Below are 25,061 nucleotides of genomic sequence, written 5' to 3'. Positions count from 1 at the left end.
CCAGGTGTGGTCGTTGGATACACGAAGCGTGCAACGCGCGCGCTTCAACGCCGGATTCTACAAGCGCGTCGACGCTTCGTGGAGTACTTTTGTGCGTTTTCGCGGGGTTTCCCGCAGGTTTTGTTGCGCTCGACCGACTTCGCCGACGTTCGAGCATCGAAAAACGCCTGCACGTATGCGTCGAACGCAGTGCTCGAACGCAGCCGAACGCGAATTACGTTCGATATTTGCGCACCTATACTGGCCTCGCTCAGTGCCCCGGATGCCTTCATGCGCGAAGTCAGATACGTCAAAGGACTCGACGGCCTGCGAGCCATCGCCGTCATTCTCGTTTTCCTGTCCCACAAGGGCCACGTCCTCGCCGTCGACGTGGGCAAGCTCGGTGTGTGGACGTTCTTCTTCATCAGCGGATTCCTGATCGTCGGCGAACTGCATCGCAACCGTCAGGCGATCGAATGCGGCACGATGACGCGCCGTCATGCGCTCGCGCTGTTCCTCGCGAAGCGCGCGCTGCGGATCTTTCCCGTCTACTACCTGCTGCTCGCCGCGCTCGCGATCGCGCACGCGCTGTTCTACCAGCGCGGCGTCAAACTCGGCCTCGCGTGGCACGCGACGTTCCTGTCCAATTACTGGATCGGCGTCGTCAAGGACGGCTGGCCGGGCTCCACGTCGCACTTCTGGAGCCTCGCGGTCGAGCAGCAGTTCTATCTGATCGCGCCGCTCACGCTGCTCGCGGTGCCGGCCGCGCGCCATGTCGCGCTCGGCGTCGCGGCCGTCGCGCTGTGTGCGCTCGCGCATCTCGCGCTGTATGCGGTCGATGCATCGCCGGTGCTGATCTACGCGTTTTCGCCGTGGAATTTCGCGCTGATCGCACTAGGCGGCGTGGGCGCGATGGCGCTCGCGGATCACGGCCGCGGCGTCCTGCGTCGCGTGCCGCCGGGATGGGTCGGCGCGGCGGGCGTCGTGTTCTTTCTCGCGCTGCCCGCGCTCACGCCGCTGCCGGACGTCGTCACGGGGCTCGCGGATCTCGGCCTGTCGGCGTCGCTCGGCTCGCTGATGCTGTGGATCGTCACCGAGCCGGACCATCCGGCCGTCGCGCTGCTCGACTGGGCGCCGCTCGTCTACCTCGGCACGATCAGCTACGGCTTCTACCTGTTCCACAACCTGGTGCCGGCGCGCTTCGGCACGAACCCCGCGCTGTTCGCGCGCGTGCCGATGCCCGCGTTCGTGCGCGACGCGCTGCCCGAGCTGCTGCAGTTCGCGCTCGCCGTGCTGCTCGCTCATCTGTCGTGGCGCTACCTCGAAAAGCGCCTGCTCGACTTCAAGAAGCCGATCGCCGCGATGCTCGCGCGGTACTTCGTCGCGCGGCCGAGCGCGTCTGCGCGCTGACGGAATACCGGGCCGCGGTGGCGGTGCTGCGATCGCGCGGCGCGGTGGGCGGTTGATAGCGAGCCTGCCTAACGTTGCCGCGATGGATTTGTTGCGTACGGGTTCCGTGCCGACGTGCTCGAACCGACATGCGCATCCCGCCGTGCGCGCCGGCGGATGCGGCTCGACGTGCGCGGTTCGACGGGTGCATCGCGAGATGTGCGTCCCGGCATACGCGCCCGACAGTTGCGTCCCGATGTGCGTATCCCAACGTGGCCGTCCCTGACGGGTGCATCCCTACACGCGCGCCCACGTGCTCGTCCCGATGTGTGTGTCCCGACACGGCCGACCCGACAGGTGGGTTCCGACATATGCGTCCCGACGCGTGTGTCCCGCCGGGTAGGCTCGGCGTGCGTGTCCCGACGTGGCCGCCCCGACGTGTGTCTCCCGACATGTCCGTGCGGACGTGTGTGCCCCCATGTGCGCGTCCCGACGCGCGCACCCGCCACGCACCCCACCCCGCGGCGCGCAGCCGGTCGCGACACGCAACGCAGCGGCCCGGCAGCCGCACGCGTAGCCCACTCCCCCGGACAGCGGCCGATCGACCGCGCGCATGACGCGCCCACCACCCCACCGTTGCCACCGCATCGCACGCACGCACGCAAAAATGCCCCGGCGCGCGAAGCGGCCGGGGCCAACGGAACAACCACCACCTGAAACAGCGAAAGGAGCGCGGCTACTTATGCGACGGCAGCGAGCGCCGGCAGACAGGTACGCAGATACGCCTCGAATTCGCGGCTCACTTCCGGATGCTGAAGCGCGAACTCGACGGTCGCCTTCAGGTAGCCGAGCTTGCTGCCGCAATCGAAACGCGTGCCGTAGTAGCGGTACGCGAGCACCTGTTCGTTCGCGAGCAGCGACTGCACGGCGTCGGTGAGCTGCAGCTCGCCGCCCGCGCCCGGCTTGATCCGGCGCAGATGATCGAAGATCGTCGGCATGAACACGTAGCGGCCGACCACGCCGAGGTTCGACGGCGCATCTTCCGGCGCCGGCTTCTCGATGATGCCCGCCAGCTTGATGATGTCCTCCTCCCATTCGCGGCCCTCGACGACGCCGTACGAACGGCTGTCCTCGCGCGCGATCGTCTCGACCCCGATCACCGAGCTGTGGTAGTGGTCGAACACGTCGACGAGCTGCTTGAGCACCGGCTGCTCGCCGTGCAGCAGATCGTCCGCGAGAATCACCGCGAACGGCTCGCCGTGCACGAGCTTTTCCGCGCACAGCACCGCATGGCCGAGCCCGAGCGCTTCCGGCTGACGCACGTAGAAGCAGTCCACGTTGCTCGGCTTGATACCGCGCACGAGCTCGAGCAGCTTTTCCTTGCCGCGCGCCTCGAGTTCGGCCTCGATTTCGTATGACTTGTCGAAATGATCCTCGATCGCGCGCTTGCTGCGCCCCGTCACGAAGATCATCTCCGTGATACCTGCGTTGATCGCTTCCTCGACCGCGTACTGGATCAGCGGCTTGTCCACGACAGGCAGCATTTCCTTCGGGCTCGCCTTCGTTGCTGGGAGGAACCGCGTGCCGAGACCGGCAACGGGGAACACGGCCTTGGTGACTTTCAACATGTTCGCATCCTGATTGCGTTGAATGCGCCGCGTCGCCCAGCGACCCGGCGCGAATGTTTTGCGGGCGGTTTATCGGGAACCGGCGGCGCGGCCAATTCCAATCCGCATGTTTTCGATATGGACCGATTATCCGGCCATCCGGAAAACCGATAATTCATAATCCGGTCGATATTGCCGCATACGGCATCGCTACGGAAACAAATTACCGATTCTCCGGATACAAATAGTTACGATTCGAATTCCTCGATATACGGGACGCCGCCCCGTTCGACGCCGGGGCGAATCGGCTCGTTCTTCAGCGCCTCGCGGTAGGCCGACAGCACGGCCATGACCAGCAGTACCGCTGCGCTCGCGATCCAATGCATATCCATCTTGCCGCTCCTTTGCATCAATCATCCGGAGCTTCAAACTATCAGAAAAAAATCCGCAAATAATTGCACCCCGTCCGAACCCGCTTTCACCCCGATATAAAACCACGATCCGAAATACGGTTATTCGCCGGCGGGATTTTTTTATTGATTCGCTCGAATTCTTGCGCATTACGATCGGACCATCCCCTTCATCCGTCGCAAGGATTCGAATCGCATGCAAGCATTCAGCGGATCGCCTTTGACTGCGCCGCCCGTCGCCGATCACAAGGAACACGTGATCGACGCGATGCGCGGGTTCGCGGCGCTGCTCGTCGCCTATTTTCATTGCCGGCAGGTCGTCTGGGTCGGCATGCAAGGCTTCCATCGCGCTTACGGCCACGCGCTCGACCCGAGCGTGATCGTCGGCTATCTGACGTTCCCGTTCGCGTGGGGGTCGGCCGGCGTGCCGATCTTCTTCGTGATCAGCGGCTACTGCATACACCGCAACGCGGCGCTCAAGCTCGCGGCCAACCCGGCCTACCGGCTCGATGCGCCGAACTTCTGGGCGCGCCGCTTCGCGCGCATCTATCCGGTGCTGCTCGCCGCGCTGCTGTTCACGCTCGCGATGGATGCGATCAGCCTGCAGATCGCGCCGGTCAGCCACAAGATCCGCGACATCGGGCTCAGCGCATTCGTCGTGAACCTGCTGTCGCTGCAGGGCGTCGCGGGCTACACGTACGGCTCGAACGGCGCGCTGTGGACGCTGTCGCTCGAGGTGCAGTTCTATGTGATTTATCCGCTGCTGTTCGCGCTGCGCCGACGCGTCGGGATGCCGACGATCGTGGCGGCCGTCGCGCTGGTGAACGTCGCGTCGGCGTGGCTGCTCGAGCGGCACGATCTGCAGTTCTTCACGTCGTACTGGCTGTCGTGGACGGTCGGCGCGTGGATCGCCGACGTGCGCGCCCAGCCCGCGCGCGGCGCGACCGCCGTGCCGTCGCGTTGGTGGTACGGCGCGGCCGCGCTGTTGCTCGCCGCCGGTTGCGGCGCGTTCCACTTCGGCCAGTACGGCGCGTTCCAGCTGTGGGCGGCCGGCTTCGCGTGCTTCCTGTACCGCGCGCTCGCGTGCCCGCCGCGCCCGACGCCGCTGCTGCGGCTGCTCGGCTGGTTCGGCGACTTCAGCTATTCGCTGTATCTGGTCCACCTGCCGCTGTTCGTGTGCCTCGGCTCGGTGCTGTTCCACTCGGAATTGCAGCTGTCGATCTGGCCGTCGTTCGGCTTCATGGCCGCCGCGATTCCGGTCGCGTATCTGTTCTACCGGCTGTTCGAACGCCCGGCGATGACGTGGTCGGCGAGCCTCAAGCCCGCGCGTACGGCGCGCGCCGTCGCGCCGACGCCCGAACAGGCTGCCTGAACGCGGCACTCCCGCTCGGCCCGACTTCGGCCGGGCGGCGCCGTTTCAGCGGCAGCGCGGCGATCCGCCCGCCAAGGTGCGTCGCGATGGGGCGGACAGATGGCGCTTGCAGCGTCGGCGAAGCGCTGGGCTTGGATGGCATGCTGTCCTGCGTACGCTTGGATAGCATGCACACGCCGGCGCGCAAGCTCCACGCACGTGCATGCAGGCGCCACGCGGAACCGCCGCGACGCCGGCCGGACCGCTGCACGGCAGTTGCCGGGGTTGCCGGGGTTGCCGGGGTTGCCGGGGTTGCCGGGGTTGCCGGGGTTGCCGCTGTTGCCGCTGTTGCCGCTGTTGCCGCTGTTGCCGCTGTTGCCGCTGTTGCCGCTGTTGCCCCAGAGGCGGACCGAGCCGGCTCTGCATCAGCGCCGCCTTCCGGCCGCGTCTCGTGCTACCCCGCAAACGACCACTCGCTCCCGCCCACAGCCACGCGTCGGCTGCCCCGACGCGGCACATAGAAACCAAAGCGGAACCAGAAGCAAAACCGCACCCGCCGAGAGAGCACCGATCGACGAGCCGGCGTTGCGCATCTTCGACTACGGCTACGATGACGCCCCGCGCGCCGCATCGTGCGCGCCAAACAACAAGAGGCCCTCATGCAGCGCACCACTGCATGAGGGCCCCTCCTCGCCGCCTCGTGCCGACAAGAATCGACACGCCTCGACGCCTCGCGCCTAGCGCTTCTTCGCCTTCGCCGCCTTCGCCGTATCGGCGAGGATCTTCTCGACCCGCTCGACATAGGTTTCGGTGCCGAACCGGCGCACCGCGGTCGCCCGCCCGCTCGCGACCAGCCGCTCGCGCAGCGCGCCGTCGTGCTTGAGCCTGCCGAGCGCATCGGCCAGCGCGGCCGCGTTGCCGGGCTCGCACAGCAAGCCGTTCTCGCCGTCCTCGATGATCTCGACGACGCCGCCCGCCCGCGCCGCGACCACCGGCCGCCGCGCCAGCATCCCCTCGACGATCACGCGCCCGAACGGCTCCGGCGTGATCGACGTGTGCGCGACCATGTCGACCGCCTTCATGCATGCGGCCACGTCGCGCTGGAAGCCGAGGAAGTGCACGCGATCGCCCATCCGGTGCCGCGCGACCGTCTCGTGCAGCTGCGCCGCGTACTCGTCCTCGCCGAACAGCGGCGCGCCGACCAGCACGACGTGCATGTCGGGATGGCGCGTCGCGGCCTCCAGCAGCAGATGCTGCCCCTTCCAGTGCGCGAGCCGGCTGAACGAGCCCACCAGCCACGCGTGCTCCGGCAGCCCGAAGCGCGCGCGCAGCGCGGCCTGGCTGACGTTCTCCAGCGCGTCGAACGGTCCGGCCGAGATGCCGTTGAACACCACGTCGACGTGCTGCGGCGTGAAGCCGGTCAACGCACGGAACGCCTGCGCGGACGCGTCCGAGTTCGCGATCACGCGCGTGATACCGAACCGCGCGCAATACTTGATCGCTTTCAGCTGCTTGCCGCCGAAATGGTCGCCGCTGACGATGTCGCGCAGATGCCAGACCACCGGCTTGCGCGCGAGCCGCCCGGCCAGCGCCGCGACCACCATCGCGCGCTGCGTGTTCGCGTAGATCACTTCCGCACGGCGCGCGCGCCGCGCCACGTTGCGCACGAGCGCGACGAGCTGCTTCAACGCGCCGGCCGACACGCCGCCCTGCTTGCGCACGCCGGCCAGCGCGCCCTGGTCGAGCACGTCGACGCGCGCGCCGATCTCGCCTAGCGCCGCGCGAAACGGGCCGTCGTCGAACAGCAGCACGTCGGCGTTCGCGCGCATGTGCTTCATGATCTCCAGCAGCGACAGCTCCGCGCCGCCGAGCACGCCGCTCTGGTCCAGCACGAGCGTCGCCGGGCCGCGCGCGACCGGCAGCGGCGCGACGGCCGTGCTGCGCTGCGCGGTCGAGCCCGGCAGCGCCGCCTCGACGTAGTCGAGAAAGCGCTGCCTGAACGTGTCGGCGGAGAAGCGCTCGGCGTTCGCGCGGCACGCACGCGGCGCGAAGCGCTGCGGCGCCCGCTCGAACTCGTCGACCGCCGCGACGATCGCATGCGGCGTCTGTTCGTCGAAGAACAACCCGGTCGGATGCGCGTGCGAGGTCGGCTCGAGCACCGTTTCGAGCGCGCCGCCCTTGCCGTACGCGATGACCGGCGTGCCGCACGCCTGCGCCTCGACCACCGAGATTCCGAAATCCTCCTCGGCCGCGAACACGAACGCCTTCGCGCGCCGCATCCGGTCATGCAGCACCGCGAACGGCTGGTAACCCATGATCTCGACGTTCGGGCCGGCCTTCGCGCGGATCTTCTGCATCTCGGGGCCGTCGCCGATCACGACGAGCTTGCGCTCCGGCGTGCGCGAAAACGCTTCGACGATCAGGTCGATCTTCTTGTACGGCACCATCCGCGAGGCGGTCAGGTAGAAGTCGTCCTTCACGTCGTTCAGCGAGAAGCCGTCGACGTCCACCGGCGGAAAGATCACCGCCGCGTCGCGGTGGTACACCTTGCGGATGCGCCGCGCGATGAACGCGGAGTTCGCGATGAAGCCGTCCACCGCGTTCGCGGTGCGCGTGTCCCAGTTGCGGATGTAATGCAGGATCATCCGCGCGAGCAGCGACTTCGGCCCGTGCGTCAGATTCGATTGCTCCAGATACTGATGCTGCAGGTCCCACGCATAGCGGATCGGCGAATGCACGTAGCTGATGTGCAGCTGGTCCGGGCCGGTCAGCACGCCCTTCGCGACCGCATGGCTGCTGGAGATCACGAGGTCGTAGTCGGACACGTCGAGCTGCTCGATCGCGAGCGGCATCAGCGGCAGGTAGCTGCGGTACTTGGTGCGCGCGAACGGCAGCTTCTGGATGAACGAAGTCGTCACGGGCTTGCCGCGCACGAACGCGCGGTCGTCGAGGAAATCGACGAGGCTGAACAGGTCCGCGTCGGGAAAGCACGCGATGATCTGTTCGAGCACGCGCTCGGCGCCCGCATACGTGACGAGCCAGTCGTGGACGATCGCGACGCGCAGCGGACGCGACGCATCGCGTGCGCTCGCGCGAGCGGGCGCTTCGGTGCGGCGCAGTACGGCATCGCCGGCCGCGGCCGCGTCGGCCGTGGCGAAGTTCAAGGCGTGTTCCGCCAGATCGCGATTCATACGGTTTTCCTCGCATTGAGACGGACGAACAGGTCGCGCACGAGCGCGCGCAGCCCAGGAGTCATCGTGAGCGACCACGCCAGGTTCAGCACGAGCACGACGGCGCACAGGCCGATCGACTCGCCGAGCCCCGACCATGTTTGCGCGAGCAGCAGGCTCGCGAGCAGGAAGGCGAGGTGCGCGAGCATGTCGAGCACGATCGCGCGCATCCGGATGGCCGACAGGTAGAGCAGCACGCCGTAGTCGACCAGCGCGCGCACGGCGACGACCACCGCCGCGCCGATCAGCCCGAAGTGATGAATGCCGAACCACAGCGCGCCGACGAAGAACGGCATTTCGACGAGCCCCGCGAACGCGGCGCGCGCCGGATTGACCTGCGACTGGATCAGGATGCGCGTGACGCTCGCCTGCCCGACGAGCCACACGCTGATCACCAGCACGCGCCCGACCGGCGCCGAATGCGCGGCGAGATCGGCGCCGACCCACAGCGTCAGGAACGGCGCGAGCGCGAAGATCGCGACGATGCCGACCGGCGTGAACACGCCGTTCAGGAATTCGAGCGACTGGCGCGCGAGCGTGTCGGCGTGATCGCGGCCGACCGCCGACAGGCGCGGAAACAGCGTGCGCACCAGCGCGTTCGGCAGCATGTTGAGCCGCGTGACGAGGTTCTGCGGCACGGTGTAGTAGGTGACGAACTTCGCGCCCATGCCGGCGCCGAGCATCACGCGGTCGAGCGTGTCGGCGATCATGCTGGCCATGCTCGCGATCAGCATCCAGCCGCCGAAGTTGAACAGCCCTTTCGCGGTGCCCCACTGCGGCGGATCGATGCGGCGGATGCCGAGCACCTTGATGCTCGCGTGGCCGAGCATCACCGCCGCGATCAGCCGCGCGACCACCGCCGCGGCGAGCACCGTCTGCAGGTTCGGCGCGATCCACCACGCGGCGCCGAGCGGCAACAGCTGGAACAGGAACGTGCCGATCGTCTGGTTCGTGTTGAACACGCCGAAGCGTTCCGCGCCGTTGATCGCGCCGGCGAACACCCACGACACGTTCGCGAGCGGAATCGCGAGCGCGAGCCACGGCAGCGCGAGATACACCTCGTGCTGCATCGCCGCCGACACCTTCGTGAAGTACGCGGTATAGACGAACGCGCCGAAGTAGATCAGCAGGCCGCCCGCGATGCCGGTGCCGAGATTGAGCCAGAACGCGCTCCAGAACACGCGCGCGCTTTCGGCCGCATCGCCGCTCGCGAGCGCCTTCGAGATGTGGTTCTGCGCGGCCATGCTCATCCCGAGATCGAGGATCCCGAAATAACCGATCAGCGTCCACACGAGGCTGACGACGCCGTAGCGCTCCACGCCGAGTGCATGGATGTACGCAGGCACCGTGACCAGCGACACGAAGGTCGGCAGGATCAGCCCGATGAAGTTGATCGAAACGTTCTTGAGTATGCCTTTGTCCATGCTCTTGCCTATCGGCCGTTACGGTTTCCAGCGGTACATCAGCACCTTGCCGCGCGCGTCTTCCTCGACGAACACCAGGTATTCGCCGTTCTCGCGCCGGAACGCGCTGATGCCGAACGGCACGTCGACCCAGCCCGACGCGCGGCCGACCTCCGCACCGGGGCTCATCACGCCCACTTCCTTGCCGGTTTCCTTGTCGTACACGTGGATCTTCCCGACCGGCTCGACCGTGAAGAGGTAGCGGCCCTCGACGGTGATCCCGATCAGATCGAAGATCGGCTTCGCGTCGAGCTGCCACGGCAACGCGACCTGGTAGCGCAGCACCGGCGAGCCGCTCGACCATTTGTCGAAGCGCACCAGCACGCGGCCGACCTCCTTGTTGATGCCCGGTTGCGGCGGCGCGTCCGCGGTATAGCCGGTCACGTACAGCGTGTCGGTCTGCGGCTCGTAGAGCGCGCGGCGCAGCTGCGTGAACGGCTGCGGCATCGGATAGGTCGTGACCTTGTCGTACGAATAGATCGGGTTGCCGGCCTTGTCGACGCCGCCGTAAGCGAAGCGATGGATGCCGCGCACGTCGCTCGTGCGCCAGATGTCGCCCTTGGTGTCGACCCACCAGCCCCAGCCGCCCGCCTTCGCCTTGCCGGTCGTGTTGATCGTGAATTCGTCGGCGTCGAGCCGGCCGTTGCCGTTCGCATCGCGCCAGATCCAGTCACCGCCCGGCGGCTTGTTCGGCACCTTGTCGACCGGCCGCGCGCGGCCCGCGATCAGCCCCGACGGAATCGCGACCTCGCCGTCGCGCTTGGCGTCGAAGCGGTAGATCTTCAGGTGATCGGCGTACATGTCGGTCAGGTACAGGAACGTGCGGCCGTCGAGGCGGCGCGCGAACGGCATGCCCGGATACTGGTCCGTGTGGAACACCGGGTCGTCCGGATACTTGAAGCGGTTCGACAGGAACCCGACGTATTTCCAGTCCTGCCCAGGCGGCTTCGACAGGTCGAGCTCGAAGCGCTTGTTGCCCGTGTACACGCTGTTCGGCCGCGCGGGATCGAGCCACGCGCCGTCGACGAACAGCAGCCCCTGCACCTGCCAGCGCAGCTTGCCGTCGGGCGTGTAGCTTTCGAGCACCGCGCCGAGCCCGGCGCCGATCGTGTCGTGGCGCGGCCCGATGCCGTTCATCGACACGTACACGTTGCCGGCGCGATCGACGCCGACACCGGTCAAGCCGTTGAAGCGCTGCGGCCCCGGACGCCCCGGCACCGGGCCGGCAAAGATGCCGCCGCGCTCGCCGAGCGTGCCGGACGGCGCATAGCCGTGGCCGCCCTTCGAAAAAATCAGCACCTGCTGGCGCGGGCCGTTGTCCGCGATCAGCACGCGCCCTTTCGCATCGACCGCCACGTCCACCGCCGCGGTGCCTTCGGGCAGCGCGGGCGCGTCGTCGAGCTTGCGGCCGTCGGCGCGCACGTGCGCGAGCCGCGCGGGGCCGGTGAGCGTGTCGGTCAGCAGCCACAGCGTGCCGTCGCCGGCCAGCGCGATGCGGCCCGGCTCGTGCGCGCTCCAGGTGGCCTTCTTCTGCATCGTGTCGGCGTCGTACACGTCGACTTCGTCGTGCGTCGGGTTCGTTGCGAACAGGGTCTTGTCGTCCGCGGCGAGGCCGCCCACTTCGGCCTTCGACTCGCCCACCTCCGAGCGCGCCGGCGCCGCCACCTCGTTCATCACCATGAAGCTCGCGGCCATCCGTGCGCGGCCCGCATCGGCGCGCCCGCCGGGCGCGACCTGCGGCGCCGCGCGAAACGGCGCCGGCTGCTTCATGTCGCCGAGCGTGCGCCGTGAAATGCCGAACCACTGCTTGCCCTTGTCCGGCCAGATGCCGGGCGACTGCAGATGGCCGCGCTCGTTGCCGACGCCGATCGCGACGTACGCGTACTTGCCGTTGACCGCGACCGCGCTGCCGCCGAGGTTGCCCCAGCCATGCGTGCCGCCGGCGAAGCCGAGCATCTTGCCGTCCTGATAGACGCTCGCTTCAGCGCCGCTCTCGTCCCACGGCGCGTTCGTATACACCTTGCCGTCGGGCGTGACCGCGATCGCGCGGATATCGATCTGCGTCCAGCTGCCGTCGCCATAGCCGAACGTATTGCCGATCCACGACGTGGTCGCGGGCAACACGTTTTCGGCCGGGGCGGCGCTCGCCGCGAGCGCCGCGCATACGGCCATGCCAACCAGAATCACACGTCGCAATGCGCTCTCCAGACTCGATGCAGAAGCGACCGGCGGCGCGGCAAAAAGGCCCGTGCAAACGCCCTGTCACTAAATGGGTTTCAAACGTCGCGATGCAGGTTACAAGCAAAAATAATCACAAGAAATTTGGAAATATTTGGGGATGTTTCCGTATGAAATATCTCGCGACGCGCAGCAAAGAAATGGCGGGAATGCAGCAATAACGACCGCATGTTGGTTCGGCGTCCCGTAGAAAATGCCGCATCGGCCCGCCACACGGGGCACACGGCCTGTAAACCTTTCATGCAGCGCACGAATTGCGCGCAATTCGAATCTTTCCAGGCGAATAAATGAGCTGCGTTTTTTTGCCGATTTCTTTTCCCTAGAATCGATTTCGATTCGATATTTCATTTAAACGCATGGATTACGTTCACGCATCGAATGCGCGGCACGGCGGCGCATTGGCCGCGCGTCGCGAAGGAGCGGCGCGATGACGAACCTGTCGCATCAGGCCGCTGGCGCGCCGCCGCAACACGGCCGCATCGTGCAGCTCGACGGGCTGCGCGCGATCGCGGTCGGCGCCGTGTTCCTGCAGCACGCGCTGAAGGCGCCGCTATGGATGGGCGTCGATCTGTTCTTCGTGTTGAGCGGGCTGCTGATCACCGGCATCCTGCTGGAGCGCAAGGCGCGCGGGCAGTCGTATTTCGGCCACTTCTACGCACGCCGCGTGCGGCGCATCCTGCCGCCGTACGTGTTGCTGCTGGTCGTGTCGACACTGCTGTTCGGCGCGAGCTGGCTGCCGCACTGGCCCTGGTTCGCGTTCTTCTCGACCAACATCGGGCTGTCGCTCGGCAGCATCGGCCACGACAGCCTGAACGTGCTGTGGTCGCTCGCCGTCGAGGAGCAGTTCTACATCTTCTGGCCGTTCATCGTGCTGTGGTGTTCGGAGCGCGCGCTGCTGTGGGTGGCCGCCGCGCTCGTCGTCGCGGCGCCCGTGCTGCGCGCGATCGCGACGCCGTGGTTCGATTCGTTCTGGCCGATCTACTACCTGACGCCGTTCCGGATGGACCTGCTCGCCGCCGGCGCGCTGCTCGCCATCCTGCTGCGCCGCGACCGTCGCGCGCTCGAGCCGTTCTATCCGCTCGCGATCGTCGGCGCGCTCGTCGCGCTGGCGATCCTCGGCTGGCTGCACCTGTCGTTCCCGCGCTTTCGCGCGGCCAACACGCCGCTGTCGAACGCCGCGCTCTACAGCATCTCGCTGCTGCTCTGCACGTCGATCGTCGTGATCGCACTGCGCGGCCGCGGCATCGTGCAGCGCGTGCTGACGAACCCGTTGCTCGTCTACGTCGGCACCGTCAGCTACACGGTCTACCTGATCCACCTGAGCGTGCTGTACGCGCTGTGGCCGCTGCACCTGAACCGCTTCGTCACGGCCGCGCTCGCGCTCGCGATCACGCTCGCCTACGCGACGCTGAGCTGGTACGGCTTCGAGCGACGCCTGACCCGCGGCCCCGCTCGCAGCGCATTGCCGGCCGCCGCGCGCACGACCGCCTGACTTTCTCAATCCATCGTTTCGACCAGGACATTGCCATGAGCCAAACTCGCAAGAAGGCCATCATCACGGGGATCACCGGGCAGGACGGCGCCTATCTGGCCAAGCTGCTGCTCGACAAGGGCTACGAAGTAACGGGCACCTACCGTCGCACGAGCTCGGTGAACTTCTGGCGCATCGCGGAACTGGGCGTCGCCACGCATCCGAACCTGACGCTCGTCGAACACGATCTGACCGATGCCGGCTCGAGCCTGCGGCTGCTCGAACGCACGCAGCCGGACGAGCTGTACAACCTGGCCGCGCAGAGCTTCGTCGGCGTGTCGTTCGATCAGCCCGCGACGACCGCCGAGGTGACCGGCATCGGCCCGCTGAACCTGCTCGAGGCGATCCGCGTGGTGAGCCCGAAAACGCGCTTCTATCAGGCGTCGACGTCCGAGATGTTCGGCAAGGTGCAGGCGATTCCGCAGACGGAAACGACCGCGTTTTACCCGCGCAGCCCGTACGGCGTCGCGAAGCTGTACGCGCACTGGATGACGGTCAACTATCGCGAGTCGTACGGGCTGTTCGGCTGCAGCGGCATCCTGTTCAATCACGAATCGCCGCTGCGCGGCCGCGAATTCGTCACGCGCAAGATCACCGACACCGTCGCGAAGATCACGCTCGGCCACGCGAACAAGCTCGAGCTCGGCAACCTCGACGCGAAACGCGACTGGGGCTTTGCGCTCGAATACGTCGAAGGGATGTGGCGGATGCTGCAGGTCGACGAGCCCGACACCTACGTGCTCGCGACCAACCGCACCGAGACCGTGCGCGACTTCGTGCAGATGGCGTTCGCGGCGGCCGGCTACCAGATCGAATGGACCGGCAAGGGCGAGAAGGAACGCGGGCTCGACGCATCGAACGGCAACGTGCTCGTCGAAGTGAATCCGAAGTTCTACCGCCCCGCCGAGGTCGATCTGCTGATCGGCAGCGCGGACAAGGCGAAGTCCAAGCTCGGCTGGGCGCCGCAGACGACGCTGGAGCAACTCTGCCAGATGATGGTCGAGGCGGACCTGACGCGGAATCGTCAACATGACACGTACTGAGGCCGGCCGCCCGTCGCGCCGTGCGTTCGTCACGGGTGTGACCGGCTTCACCGGCCGCTACATGGCGCAGCGCCTCGCCGCGGCCGGCTACGACGTGTGGGGCACGGTCGCGCCCGGCACGGCGCGCCCGGACGACCCGGCGTTCGCAAATTGCACGCTGCTGCCGGTCGATCTGCTCGACGCCGACGCGATGCGCGCGGCGGTCGCCGATGCGCGCCCCGATGCCGTCGTGCACCTCGCGGCCCGCGCGCACGTCGCACGCGACGAGCCGTCGCAGACCTACGCGGTCAACATCGTCGGCACGCGCAACCTGCTGGCCGCGCTCGCGGGCCTCGACCGCCGTCCGTCGGCGGTGCTGCTCGCGAGCAGCGCGAACATCTACGGCAACTCGACGGCCGGCGTGATCGACGAAACGGTCGCGCCCGCACCGGCGAACGACTATGCGGTCAGCAAGCTCGCGATGGAATACGCGGCGAAGCTGTGGGCCGATCGCCTGCCGATCGTGATCGCACGGCCGTTCAACTACACGGGCGTGGGCCAGGACGATGCCTACCTGCTGCCGAAGCTCGTGTCGCACTATGCGAGCCGCGCGCCGCGCATCTCTCTGGGCAATCTCGACGTGAGCCGCGATTTTTCCGACGTGCGCGACGTGACGGTCGCATATCTGAAGCTGCTCGAAGCCGCGCCGGCCGGCGAGACGTTCAACGTGTGCTCGGAGCGCGCGTATTCGCTGAAGGAAGTGCTCGCGATGCTGTCGCGCATCGCCGGCTACGTGATCGACGTGACGATCGATCCGCGCTTCGTGCGGCACAACGAAGTGAAGCGCCTGAGCGGCTCGCGCGACAAGCTGCGGCGCGCGGTTGGCGAATTGCCGGTGACGCCGCTCGACGACACGCTGCGCTGGATGATGGACGCGGTGCGCGACGCGCCGCGGCAGGCTGCGCACGCCGGCTGATTCGCGCGGCGCGTGCGCGTGCGTGCGTGCGTCGCCGGCAGAAACACGGCAGGCAAAAAAAACGGGCCGCTCGATGTCGAGCGGCCCGTTGCATGACCGGCGCAGAACGCCGCGCTGTCGCGCTCAGCCGCCGAGGCCGCGCGCGAGATCGTTGCGCAGATCGCCCGCGTACTCGAGGCCGACCGCGAGGCGGATCAGCCCCTCGGTGATCCCGGCGGCCGCGCGCGCTTCCGGCGTGACGCGCGCGTGCGTGGTCGTCGCCGGATGCGTGATCGTCGTGCGCGTATCGCCGAGGTTGCCGGTGATCGAGATCAGCTGCGTGCCGTCGATCACGCGCCATGCGTTCGCGCGCTGCTGCTCGGGCGTGTCGCCCTTCAGCTCGAACGAGACGATCGCACCGCCCGCCTTCTGTTGCCGCTTCGCGAGCTCGTACTGCGGATGCGATTCGAGCCCCGGATAGAACACGCGCGCCACGGCCGGATGCGCGTCGAGCCAGCGCGCGATTTCGAGCGCATTCGCCGACTGCTTCTCGACGCGCAGCGACAGCGTTTCCATCCCCTTCAGCAGCACCCATGCGTTGAACGCCGACAACGTCGGGCCCGCGCTGCGCACGAACGGGAACACCTTGCCCATGATGAATTCCTTCGAGCCGACCAGCGCGCCGCCGAGCACGCGGCCCTGGCCGTCGAGGAACTTGGTCGCCGAGTGCATCACGACGTCGGCGCCGAGTTTCAGCGGCTGCTGCAGCACCGGGCTGCAGAAACAGTTGTCGACGACGAACAGCGCGTTCGCGGCCTTCGCGATCTTGCCGATCGCTTCGATGTCGGCGAGCTCGGTCAGCGGGTTCGACGGCGTTTCGAGGAAGAACATCTTCGTCTCGGGCCGCACCGCTTCGCGCCATGCGTTCAGGTCGGTCGGATCGACGAAGGTCGTCGTGATGCCGAACTTGCTGAAGATCTGCGAGAACATCCCGAGCGTCGAACCGAACAGGCTGCGCGAGCTGACGAGGTGATCGCCCGCCTGCAGCGCCGACATCACGACCGACATGATCGCGGCCATCCCGGATGCCGTCGCGATGCACGCCTCGCCGCCTTCGAGCGCCGCGAGACGATCCTGGAACATGGAGACCGTCGGGTTCGTGAAGCGCGAATAGGTGAAATAGTCTTCCGAATTCGCGAAGCGCTCCGCTGCGTCGGCTGCGCTCTTGAAGCAGAAGCTCGACGTGAGGAACAGCGCTTCCGAGTGCTCGTTGTATTCGCTGCGCTGCGTGCCCGCGCGCACGGCGAGCGTGTCGAAGTTGAGGGAGTCGTCCATGTTCCGTTTTCCGTATTCGAGGGCCGCGCATCGCGCGCGCCCAGCCACAAATCAGGCCAAAACAAAAAGCCCGCTATGCGTCGGCATCAGCGGGCTTCGGTGCGGTACGACAGCGGTCGACTCGGGCCGGCTGCCGCCGGCCTTCGCTTTAGCTGTTTTGGGAGATCGCCCCGCGTCCGCAAGCTGAATCAAATCGACGCAAGGCGCCATCCTATCACGCTTCGTCGCAAGCGTGCGCCGGCGTCACTCCACCGACAGTTGCAGGTTCATCTGCGAACGCGCGGTGTCGCTCGCGGTGTCGCGATCGGCCTGCGATGCCGGTGCGAGGCGCGCGCGCTCGATCGCGTCGAGGTACTCGGGCGTCACGGCGCCGGTGATGTAGTTGCCGTCGAAGCACGACGCCTCGAAGCCTTCCAGCTTCGGGTTGATGTCGCGCACCGCGCGGCGCAGGTCGTCGACGTCCTGATAGATCAGGTGGTCGGCGCCGATGATCTTCGCGACCTCCTCATCGGTGCGGCCGTGAGCGACCAGCTCGCCGCGCGTCGGCATGTCGATGCCGTACACGTTCGGGAACTTCACGGGCGGCGCGGCCGACGCGAAGATCACCGACTTCGCGCCCGCATCGCGCGCCATCTGCACGATCTCGTGCGAGGTCGTGCCGCGCACGATCGAATCGTCGACGATCAGCACGTGCTTGTCCTTGAACTCGATGCTCATCGCGTTGAGCTTCTGGCGCACCGACTTCTTGCGCACGGCCTGGCCCGGCATGATGAACGTGCGGCCGACGTAGCGGTTCTTGAAGAAGCCTTCGCGATACTCGACGCCCAGCTTCGCCGCGACCTGCATCGCCGCCGGACGCGACGAATCGGGGATCGGCATCACGACGTCGATCGGCACGTTCGGCAGCTCGCGGCGGATCTTCTCGGCGAGGTAATCGCCCATGCGCAGGCGCACGTTGTAGACGGGCACGCCGTCGAGGCACGAATCCGGACGCGCGAGGTACACGTATTCGAACATGCACGGGTTGAGCGTCGGATTTTCAGCGCACTGCTGGCTGTGGAAGTTGCCGGCCTTGTCGATGAAGATCGCTTCGCCCGGCTCCACGTCGCGCACGAATTCGAAGCCGATGCCTTCGACGGCCACCGACTCCGACGCGACCATCCATTCGGTGCCGTGTTCGGTTTCGAGCTTGCCGATGCAGAGCGGGCGGATGCCGAACGGATCGCGGAACGCGACGAGGCCGTAGCCGGCGATCAGCGACACGATCGCGTACGAGCCCTGCAGACGGCGGTGCACGCCCGCGACTGCCTTGAACAGCGAGGCCGGATCGAGCTCCAGGCCGGTGGTCGACAGTTGCAGCTCGTGCGCGAACACGTTCAGCAACACTTCGCTGTCGGAATTGGTGTTGATGTGCCGGCGGTCGATCCGGAACATCTCGTCCTTCAGCTGTTGCCAGTTCGTCAGGTTGCCGTTGTGCGCGAGGATGATCCCGAACGGCGCGTTCACGTAGAACGGCTGTGCCTCGGCTTCGCTCGACGCCGAACCGGCCGTCGGATAGCGGACCTGGCCGATGCCGAAGGTGCCGGGCAGGCTGCGCATGTTGCGCGTGCGGAACACGTCGCGCACCATGCCGTTCGCCTTGTACATGTGGAAATTGCTGCCGTCCGCCGTCGCGATGCCCGCTGCGTCCTGACCGCGATGCTGCAGCAACAGCAAGCTGTCATAGATCAGCTGGTTGACAGGGGATTGGGAAATAACACCTACGATGCCGCACATGGCATGTCCTTCAAGATGACAAAATCGGTTACGTCCTGCCCGGCCGCGTCGTCACACGCGTACGTACTGGGCCATGCCGTCGGGCAGGAGCTGCTTCAGCTCGTGCACGCCCTGCTCGGCGAAAGGACGCAATAGCGCATTGCGCCAGAAATCCTGTTTGGGCAACTCGGTCAGCCCGGCCGCCGCGACCAGCAGCACCACCAGCACGCAGCCGCGCACGAGGCCGAACATCATGCCCAGCGAGCGATCGACACCGCCGAGGCCCGTCACCTGCGCGATGCGCGACAACAGCGCATTCGCGACGCCGGCGACGAACACGACGCCGATCACGATCAACGCGAACGCCAGCACCCACTGTGTCAGAGCGCCGCCCGGCCAGTTCGCCGGTATGTACGGCTCCACGAGTCCGACATAGCGGGCCGCGATCACGACCGCCGCGATCCAGCCGATCAGCCCGAAAATCTCCGAGACGAAACCGCGCCATGCGCCACGCAGCGCAGACAACGCGATCACCGCCAATACAGCGTAGTCGAAAGCAGTCAGCATCGCACGTTACTGCGTGAGCCCGGCTTCGCGCACTTTCGCGATCGCGGCGGACGCCGCCGCGCGATCCGCGAACGGGCCGGCACGCAGCAGTGTAGCCGTGCTGCCGTCCGCCTGCTTGCGATGCTCGACATATGCGGGCACGCCCGCCGATTTCAACTTCGTCGCCCACGAACGCGCCGTTGCGTCGTCCTTGAACGACCCGAGCTGCACCGCGAAGCGTGCGCCGGCCGGCGAGGCAGGCGAAGAGGCGTCGCCGGCGTCGGCCGCGACGTCGGTATTGGCTGCCGCCACTGCTGCGGGCGCCGGCTTCGGCGCGGGCGCAGCGGGCTTCGCGGCCGGTTTGGCGGCCGGCTTTGCGGCGGCTTTCGGCGGCGTCACGCTGGCCGTGGCCGTCGTGGTATCGGGTTTGGCAGCCGGCTTGGCCGCGTCCTTCGCGTCCTTCGTGTCTTGCGCAGCGGCGGCGACCGCCGCATCGGATGCCGGCGGCTCGTCGTGCGCGACGCCCGCCTGCACGTCGGCCGCGTCGTCGTCGCGCGGCGCGACCGCTTGATGTGCGGGGCGATTCGGAATGTCGATCGCGATGTCGTCCGTCACCGGCTTCGGATGCGAGTCGAGGACCATCGGCAGCACGATCACCGCGGCGACGACGAGCGCGATCGCGCCGACGAGGCGCCGGCGCGCGCGTTGCTTTTCAGGAAGGGTCGGATCGAGGAGCAGCGCGTCCGATTCCGGCCGCTCGGTGCGGCGCGTACGTCGCTCGACGCGCTCCGCGCGCTCGGTGCGCACGTTCCGGGAGGCCCCGGTACGACCGCCGCGCCGCGGGGGCGCGTCGTCGTCTTTCTTGCCGAACGAGAAAATTCCCATGAATGGCTGAGTCCGAAACTGCCCGACAGTCAGTGTTGCTGCGATTTCCGGTAGGCCATCACACCGGCCACCGTATGGAAACTGCCGAAAACCACGATTCTATCATTCTCGGATGCTCTTTTTAGTGCATCGCGAAACGCATCGGCCGGCGACGCGAACCGCGTGACGCTCGAATCGGGGCCGTCCTGCACGCCGGCATGGCGCAGCGCCGCTTCGAGCTGCTCCGCGCTCGCTGCGCGCGGCAGCGGCAGATCGGTCACGCACCAGTGGTCGATCTCGCCCTTCAGGTGCCGCAGCACGCCGTCGATGTCCTTGTCGTGCATCGCGCCGAACACCGCGTACGTGTACGGGAAGAAGCCCATGTTGCCGAGGTTCTGCTCGAGCACGGCGGCTGCGTGCGGGTTGTGCGCGACGTCGAGCACGATCGCCGGCTTGCCGGGCAGCACCTGGAAGCGGCCGGGCAGCTCGACGTTCGCGAGCCCGAGGCGGATGTCCTGCGCCGACACCGGCAGCACCGGGCGCAGCGCTTCGAGCGCGGCGAGCGCGGCCGACGCGTTGATCAGCTGATTCGCGCCGCGCAGCGCCGGATAGGCCAGCGCCGGGTAGCGCTTGTCGCGGCCGAGGTAGCTCCATTGCTGGCGCTCCGCGCCCGGCTGCGCCTCGTAGCGGAAATCGCGGCCGACCAGCCAGAGGTCCGCGCCGATCGCAGCGGCGTGGTCGACGAGCGTATGCGGCGCCGCCGGGTCGCCGCAGATCGCCGGCTTGCCCGCGCGGAAGATGCCCGCCTTCTCGAACGCGATCTTTTCGCGCGTGTCGCCGAGGTATTCGGTGTGGTCGATGTCGATGCTCGTGACGACCGCGCAATCGGTGTCGATCACGTTCACCGCATCGAGGCGGCCGCCGAGGCCGACTTCGAGGATCACCGCGTCGAGCCCGCGCGATGCGAACAGATGCAGGATCGCGAGCGTCGTGAACTCGAAGTACGTGAGCGAGACCGGCTCGGGCAGCGACGCGCGGGCGGCTTCGACCGCTTCGAAATGCGGCAGCAGTTCGGCGTCGGCGACCTGCTGCCCGTTCACGCGCGCGCGCTCGGCGAATTCGAGCAGGTGCGGCGACGTGTGGCAGCCGACCTTGTAGCCCGCGTGAACCAGGATCGCCTCGAGGAACGCGCAGGTCGAGCCCTTGCCGTTCGTGCCGCCGACCGTGATGACCGGGCACGCGAATTCGAGCTGCAGCGCGGCCTTGACCTGCGCGATGCGGGTCAGACCCATGTCGATGCCGACCGGGTGTGCGCGCTCGAGATGCGAAAGCCAAGCGTCGAGAGTGGGGAAAGTGCTCATCGGATCAAATCTGAATCGGTACGGCCACTACGCCAAAAAACGAAGCGCGCCGCCCGGCGGATCAGCCGGGCGACGCGCGCAGTTCACAACATCGCGCCAATCAGGCCAGCGCGTCGGCCGGCTGCCGCTGCAACAGCGCGAGCAATTGCGCAATCTCGTCGCGCAGCTTGCGGCGGTCGACGATCATGTCGATCGCGCCCGTCTTCAGCAGGAATTCCGCACGCTGGAAGCCTTCCGGCAGCTTCTCGCGCACCGTCTGCTCGATCACGCGCGGGCCGGCGAAGCCGATCAGCGCCTTCGGCTCGGCAATCACGACGTCGCCGAGGAACGCGAAGCTCGCGGACACGCCGCCCATCGTCGGATCGGTCAGCACCGAGATGAACGGCAGCTTGGCTTCGGCCAGCTTCGTCAGCATCGCGGTGGTCTTGGCCATCTGCATCAGCGACAGCAGGCTTTCCTGCATGCGCGCGCCGCCCGATGCCGTGAAACAGATGAACGGCACCTGCTGCTCGAGCGCGTTCTGCGCGCCGCGCGTGAAGCGCTCGCCGACGACCGAGCCCATCGAGCCGCCCATGAACGAGAATTCGAAGCAGGCCGCGACCACCGGCAGCGTGTGGATCGCGCCGCCCATCACCACCATCGCGTCGGTCTCGCCCGTGTCGTCCATCGCTTCCTTCAGACGATCGGGGTACTTGCGGCTGTCCTTGAACTTCAGCGAGTCGACCGGCACGATTTCCTGGCCGATTTCATAGCGGCCTTCCGGATCGAGCAGCGCGTCGAGACGCTCGCGCGCGCCGATGCGCATGTGGTGATCGCACTTCGGGCACACGTGGAGGTTCGCGTCCACGTCGTTGCGGTACAGCACGGCCTCGCAGGACGGGCATTTGACCCACAGCCCTTCCGGAATGCCCTTGCGGCTTTTCGGATCGGTCTGCTTGATCTTCGGCGGCAACAGTTTGTCGAGCCAGCTCATCGTATGGTTTCCTGTTCCGTGGCGGGGCGGGCCTTGCGGCCGTTCCCGCTTCCTGTGTTGTGTTTATCGCGCCGTCTTGCCGGCGCCGTCCAGCGCGGCGCGCAGCTCGGCGATGAACGACTTCAGCGCGGCGGCGGCGCCTTCCGGTGCGGCGCTTTCGAGCAATTGCACCAGACGGCTGCCGATCACGACGGCGTCCGACACTTCGGCCACCGCGCGCGCCGTTTCGGCGTCGCGGATGCCGAAGCCGACGCCCACCGGTACCGGCACGCGCGACTTGATGGCCGGGATTTTACCCGCAATGCTCGAAACATCCAGATTTCCGGCGCCGGTCACCCCCTTCAGCGACACGTAGTACACGTAGCCGCTCGCGATCTTGCCCACGTCCGCGATGCGTTCGTCGGTCGACGTCGGCGCGAGCAGGAAGATCGGATCGATCTGCGCGGCGCGCATTTTCTCGGCGAACACGCCGGCTTCCTCGGGCGGATAGTCGACCACGAGCACGCCGTCGACGCCGGCCGCGTGGGCTTCGGTCGCGAACGCGTCGACGCCCATCCGCTCGATCGGGTTCGCATAACCCATCAGCACGACGGGGGTTTTCTGGTCGGTCTCGCGAAAGCGCTTCACGTCGGCGAGCACGGTCTTGAGCGTGACGCCGCGCGCGAGCGCGCGCTCCGACGAGCGCTGGATCACCGGGCCGTCGGCCATCGGGTCCGAGAACGGCACGCCGAGCTCGATCACGTCGGCGCCGCCCGCGGCGAGCGCGTGCATGAACTCGACGGTCTTCGCGGGATCGGGATCGCCGGCCGTGATGAACGGGATCAGGCCCTTGCGGCCTTGTTCGGCGAGCGCCGCGAAGGTCTGCTGGATACGGTTGGACATGGCAATTTTCCTTGTGTCGACCGGAGCGGGCGCTTCAGCGCTCAACTCCGATCCCATGCAAAGCGAGCGATCGGCACGGCGGCGGCGCGGCTCACGCGCACGCCTGCGCGGCGAGCGCGTTCACGCGCTCATGCGCGATCGCGCAATAACTTTCGTTGATCTCGTAGCCGACGAAGTCGCGCCCCTGCCGCGCGCAGGCCACCGCGGTCGTGCCGCTGCCCATGAACGGATCGAGCACGCGGCCGCCCGGCGGGCAGCTTGCAAGCACCATCCGCTCGATGATTTCCAGCGGCTTCTGGGTCGGATGATCGACGCGCTCCGCGTGCTGCCGATGCAGGCGCGAGACCGACCAGACGTCCTTCGGGTTGTAGCCCATCTCCAGCCACTTGCTGCCTTCGAACAGCTTGCGCGAGCGGGCCTTCTTCGTGTCGGCGTCGTAAGGGATGCGGACCGGATCGAGATCGAAGTAATACGCTTTCGAAACCGCGAAAAAGCCGATGTTGTCGTGCACCGACGTGAAACGGCGCGTCGTGCCGCCCATGCTCGGCACGCGCCGATCCCAGATGATCTCGTTGACCATCGTGAGCTTCGTCTTCAGGAAGCTGAAGATTTCCGGCGCGTACTGCCACGTGCAGAAGATGTACATCGACCCGCTCGGCTTGAGCTTCGGAATCGCGAGATCGAGCCACTCGCGCGTCCACGCGAGAAACGCGTCGCCCGAACGCTTGTCCGAGTCGTTGCCGTAGTCCTTGCCGAGCCCGTACGGCGGATCAGCGACGATCAGGTCGATCGACGCATCCGGCAGGCGCGCGGCTTCGGTCATGAAATCGCGGTTGTACAGCTCGATCCCGAGCGGCAGCGCGCGCGGCGCGGCGGCGGCCGGCTGCGCGGCCTCCGCTTCGCTCGCGGCGCCGCCGCCCGGTTGTTCGATCAGGTCACGCATCGGGCGGTCAGAGCGCGATGCCCGTTCGCTCGGCGACGGTGTGCATGTCCTTGTCGCCGCGGCCCGACAGGTTGACGAGCAGGATCTTGTCCTTCGGCAACGTCGGCGCGAGCTTCACGGCATATGCAAGCGCATGGCTCGACTCCAGCGCCGGAATGATCCCTTCGATCCGGCAGCAGTCGTGGAACGCCTTCAGCGCTTCTTCGTCGGTGATCGCCACGTACTGCGCGCGGCCGCTGTCCTTCAGCCATGCGTGCTCGGGGCCGACGCCCGGATAGTCGAGGCCGGCCGACACCGAATGCGTCTCGATGATCTGGCCGTTCTCGTCCTGCAGCAGGTACGTGCGGTTGCCGTGCAGCACGCCGGGGCTGCCGGCGATCAGCGATGCCGCGTGATGGCCCGACGCGAGGCCCTCGCCGGCCGCTTCGACGCCGATCAGCTGCACCGACGTGTCGTCGATGTACGGATAGAAGATGCCCATCGCGTTCGAGCCGCCGCCCACGCACGCGATCACCGCGTCCGGTTGACGGCCGGCCAGCTCCGGCATCTGCACGCGGCACTCGTCGCCGATCACGCGCTGGAAGTCGCGCACCATCGCCGGATACGGATGCGGGCCCGCGACCGTGCCGATGATGTAGAACGTGCTTTCGATGTTCGTGACCCAGTCGCGCATCGCCTCGTTGAGCGCGTCCTTCAGCGTGCGCGAACCCGATTCGACCGGCACGACCGTCGCGCCGAGCAGCTTCATCCGGTAGACGTTGGCGGCCTGGCGGCGCACGTCTTCCGCGCCCATGTAGACGACGCACTCCATCCCGAAGCGCGCGCAGATCGTCGCGGTCGCGACGCCGTGCTGGCCGGCGCCCGTCTCGGCGATCACGCGTTTCTTGCCCATGCGCTTCGCGAGCAGCGCCTGGCCGATCACGTTGTTGATCTTGTGCGCGCCGGTGTGGTTCAGGTCTTCGCGCTTCAGGTAGATCTGCGCGCCGCCGAGCATCTCGCTCCAGCGCTGCGCGTGATAGATCGGCGACGGCCGGCCGACGAAGTACTTGAGCTCGCGCTCATACTCGGCGACAAATTCGGGGTCATTGCGGAATTTTTCGTACGCCGCGCGCAGTTCGTCCAGCGCGTGAATCAGCGTTTCGGCGACGAATACGCCGCCATACGGACCGAAGTGGCCGTGATCATCAGGGAGGTTGTACATGGTGTCACTCTCGATCGGTCGGTGCG

The 25,061-nt window shown here is 67.1% G+C and carries 20 protein-coding genes; 5 read left to right on the top strand and 15 right to left on the bottom strand.

The window, feature by feature from the left end; all coding sequences use genetic code 11:
- The first annotated feature begins 270 nt into the window (after positions 1-270).
- Entirely contained in the window at positions 271-1,389 is a 1,119-nt protein-coding gene (locus tag EX20_RS24655) for an acyltransferase family protein (RefSeq protein ID WP_034195027.1), read from the top strand.
- Between the two features lie 719 nt (positions 1,390-2,108).
- Here EX20_RS24655 and galU read toward each other — a convergent pair.
- Together galU and EX20_RS32630 are read right to left on the bottom strand one after the other, a co-directional pair.
- Positions 2,109-2,996 carry a UTP--glucose-1-phosphate uridylyltransferase GalU gene (gene galU, locus EX20_RS24650; protein WP_011881778.1) on the bottom strand — a complete coding sequence of 296 codons (888 nt, stop codon included), beginning with the start codon at positions 2,994-2,996 and terminating at the stop codon, positions 2,109-2,111.
- Positions 2,997-3,223: 227 nt separating this feature from the next.
- Positions 3,224-3,367, bottom strand: a complete 144-nt coding sequence (locus EX20_RS32630) for a hypothetical protein (protein ID WP_011881777.1) — start codon at positions 3,365-3,367, stop codon at positions 3,224-3,226.
- A 214-nt stretch (positions 3,368-3,581) separates the two neighbouring features.
- Between EX20_RS32630 and EX20_RS24645 the strand changes: the two genes are divergently transcribed.
- On the top strand, positions 3,582-4,757 hold the full coding sequence (locus EX20_RS24645; RefSeq protein ID WP_034195026.1) for an acyltransferase family protein: 1,176 nt from the start codon (positions 3,582-3,584) through the stop codon (positions 4,755-4,757).
- A 716-nt stretch (positions 4,758-5,473) separates the two neighbouring features.
- On the opposite strand, the gene EX20_RS24640 is transcribed toward EX20_RS24645, so the two are convergent.
- The 4 genes from EX20_RS24640 to EX20_RS32250 form a co-directional block, all read right to left on the bottom strand.
- Positions 5,474-7,927 (bottom strand): glycosyltransferase family 4 protein, encoded by a 2,454-nt coding sequence (locus EX20_RS24640; RefSeq protein WP_011881775.1) that lies wholly within the window; start codon positions 7,925-7,927, stop codon positions 5,474-5,476.
- Positions 7,924-9,390, bottom strand: a complete 1,467-nt coding sequence (locus EX20_RS24635) for a flippase (RefSeq protein ID WP_011881774.1) — start codon at positions 9,388-9,390, stop codon at positions 7,924-7,926. Before EX20_RS24635 ends, EX20_RS24640 begins: the two co-directional genes overlap by 4 nt.
- An 18-nt stretch (positions 9,391-9,408) precedes the next feature.
- Positions 9,409-11,601 (bottom strand): NHL repeat-containing protein, encoded by a 2,193-nt coding sequence (locus tag EX20_RS24630; RefSeq protein WP_014725182.1) that lies wholly within the window; start codon positions 11,599-11,601, stop codon positions 9,409-9,411.
- A gap of 123 nt (positions 11,602-11,724) precedes the next feature.
- Complete coding sequence (locus tag EX20_RS32250) at positions 11,725-12,015, bottom strand: hypothetical protein (protein ID WP_155626729.1); 291 nt, start codon at positions 12,013-12,015, stop codon at positions 11,725-11,727.
- 79 nt (positions 12,016-12,094) lie between these two features.
- Here EX20_RS32250 and EX20_RS24625 point away from each other — a divergent pair, with 79 nt between their 5' ends.
- The 3 genes from EX20_RS24625 to EX20_RS24615 are packed head-to-tail and all read left to right on the top strand — an operon-like array spanning position 12,095 to position 15,196.
- Positions 12,095-13,159 carry an acyltransferase family protein gene (locus EX20_RS24625; RefSeq protein WP_011881772.1) on the top strand — a complete coding sequence of 355 codons (1,065 nt, stop codon included), beginning with the start codon at positions 12,095-12,097 and terminating at the stop codon, positions 13,157-13,159.
- A gap of 35 nt (positions 13,160-13,194) precedes the next feature.
- Positions 13,195-14,241: a GDP-mannose 4,6-dehydratase gene (gmd, locus tag EX20_RS24620; protein ID WP_011881771.1), complete on the top strand. Its 1,047-nt coding sequence runs from the start codon at positions 13,195-13,197 to the stop codon at positions 14,239-14,241.
- On the top strand, positions 14,228-15,196 hold the full coding sequence (locus EX20_RS24615) for an NAD-dependent epimerase/dehydratase family protein (RefSeq protein WP_034195025.1): 969 nt from the start codon (positions 14,228-14,230) through the stop codon (positions 15,194-15,196). The genes gmd and EX20_RS24615 overlap by 14 nt, the downstream gene beginning before the upstream one ends.
- A 123-nt stretch (positions 15,197-15,319) precedes the next feature.
- On the opposite strand, the gene EX20_RS24610 is transcribed toward EX20_RS24615, so the two are convergent.
- From EX20_RS24610 to trpB, 9 genes are all read right to left on the bottom strand, one after another.
- Complete coding sequence (locus EX20_RS24610; RefSeq protein ID WP_011881769.1) at positions 15,320-16,510, bottom strand: O-succinylhomoserine sulfhydrylase; 1,191 nt, start codon at positions 16,508-16,510, stop codon at positions 15,320-15,322.
- Positions 16,511-16,753: 243 nt separating this feature from the next.
- A complete protein-coding gene (gene purF / locus EX20_RS24605; protein ID WP_011881768.1) occupies positions 16,754-18,286 on the bottom strand; it encodes an amidophosphoribosyltransferase in 1,533 nt (510 codons plus the stop codon).
- 51 nt (positions 18,287-18,337) lie between these two features.
- Positions 18,338-18,832, bottom strand: a complete 495-nt coding sequence (locus EX20_RS24600) for a CvpA family protein (protein WP_011881767.1) — start codon at positions 18,830-18,832, stop codon at positions 18,338-18,340.
- A gap of 6 nt (positions 18,833-18,838) precedes the next feature.
- Positions 18,839-19,696, bottom strand: coding sequence for an SPOR domain-containing protein (locus EX20_RS24595; RefSeq protein WP_034195024.1), 858 nt, complete (start codon positions 19,694-19,696; stop codon positions 18,839-18,841).
- Between the two features lie 29 nt (positions 19,697-19,725).
- Positions 19,726-21,036 carry a bifunctional tetrahydrofolate synthase/dihydrofolate synthase gene (gene folC, locus EX20_RS24590; protein WP_011881765.1) on the bottom strand — a complete coding sequence of 437 codons (1,311 nt, stop codon included), beginning with the start codon at positions 21,034-21,036 and terminating at the stop codon, positions 19,726-19,728.
- A gap of 100 nt (positions 21,037-21,136) precedes the next feature.
- Entirely contained in the window at positions 21,137-22,009 is an 873-nt protein-coding gene (accD, locus tag EX20_RS24585; protein WP_011881764.1) for an acetyl-CoA carboxylase, carboxyltransferase subunit beta, read from the bottom strand.
- Between the two features lie 63 nt (positions 22,010-22,072).
- Positions 22,073-22,891, bottom strand: a complete 819-nt coding sequence (gene trpA, locus EX20_RS24580; RefSeq protein ID WP_011881763.1) for a tryptophan synthase subunit alpha — start codon at positions 22,889-22,891, stop codon at positions 22,073-22,075.
- Between the two features lie 91 nt (positions 22,892-22,982).
- Complete coding sequence (locus EX20_RS24575; RefSeq protein ID WP_011881762.1) at positions 22,983-23,834, bottom strand: DNA-methyltransferase; 852 nt, start codon at positions 23,832-23,834, stop codon at positions 22,983-22,985.
- Between the two features lie 7 nt (positions 23,835-23,841).
- Entirely contained in the window at positions 23,842-25,035 is a 1,194-nt protein-coding gene (gene trpB, locus EX20_RS24570) for a tryptophan synthase subunit beta (protein ID WP_014725187.1), read from the bottom strand.
- Positions 25,036-25,061 lie beyond the last annotated feature (26 nt).

Source organism: Burkholderia sp. WP42 (genome assembly GCF_000745665.1).
In the GTDB taxonomy this organism is placed as follows: domain Bacteria; phylum Pseudomonadota; class Gammaproteobacteria; order Burkholderiales; family Burkholderiaceae; genus Burkholderia; species Burkholderia vietnamiensis.
Note: the sequence above shows the minus strand (reverse complement) of the source record. Positions and strands in the feature narration are given on the sequence as shown.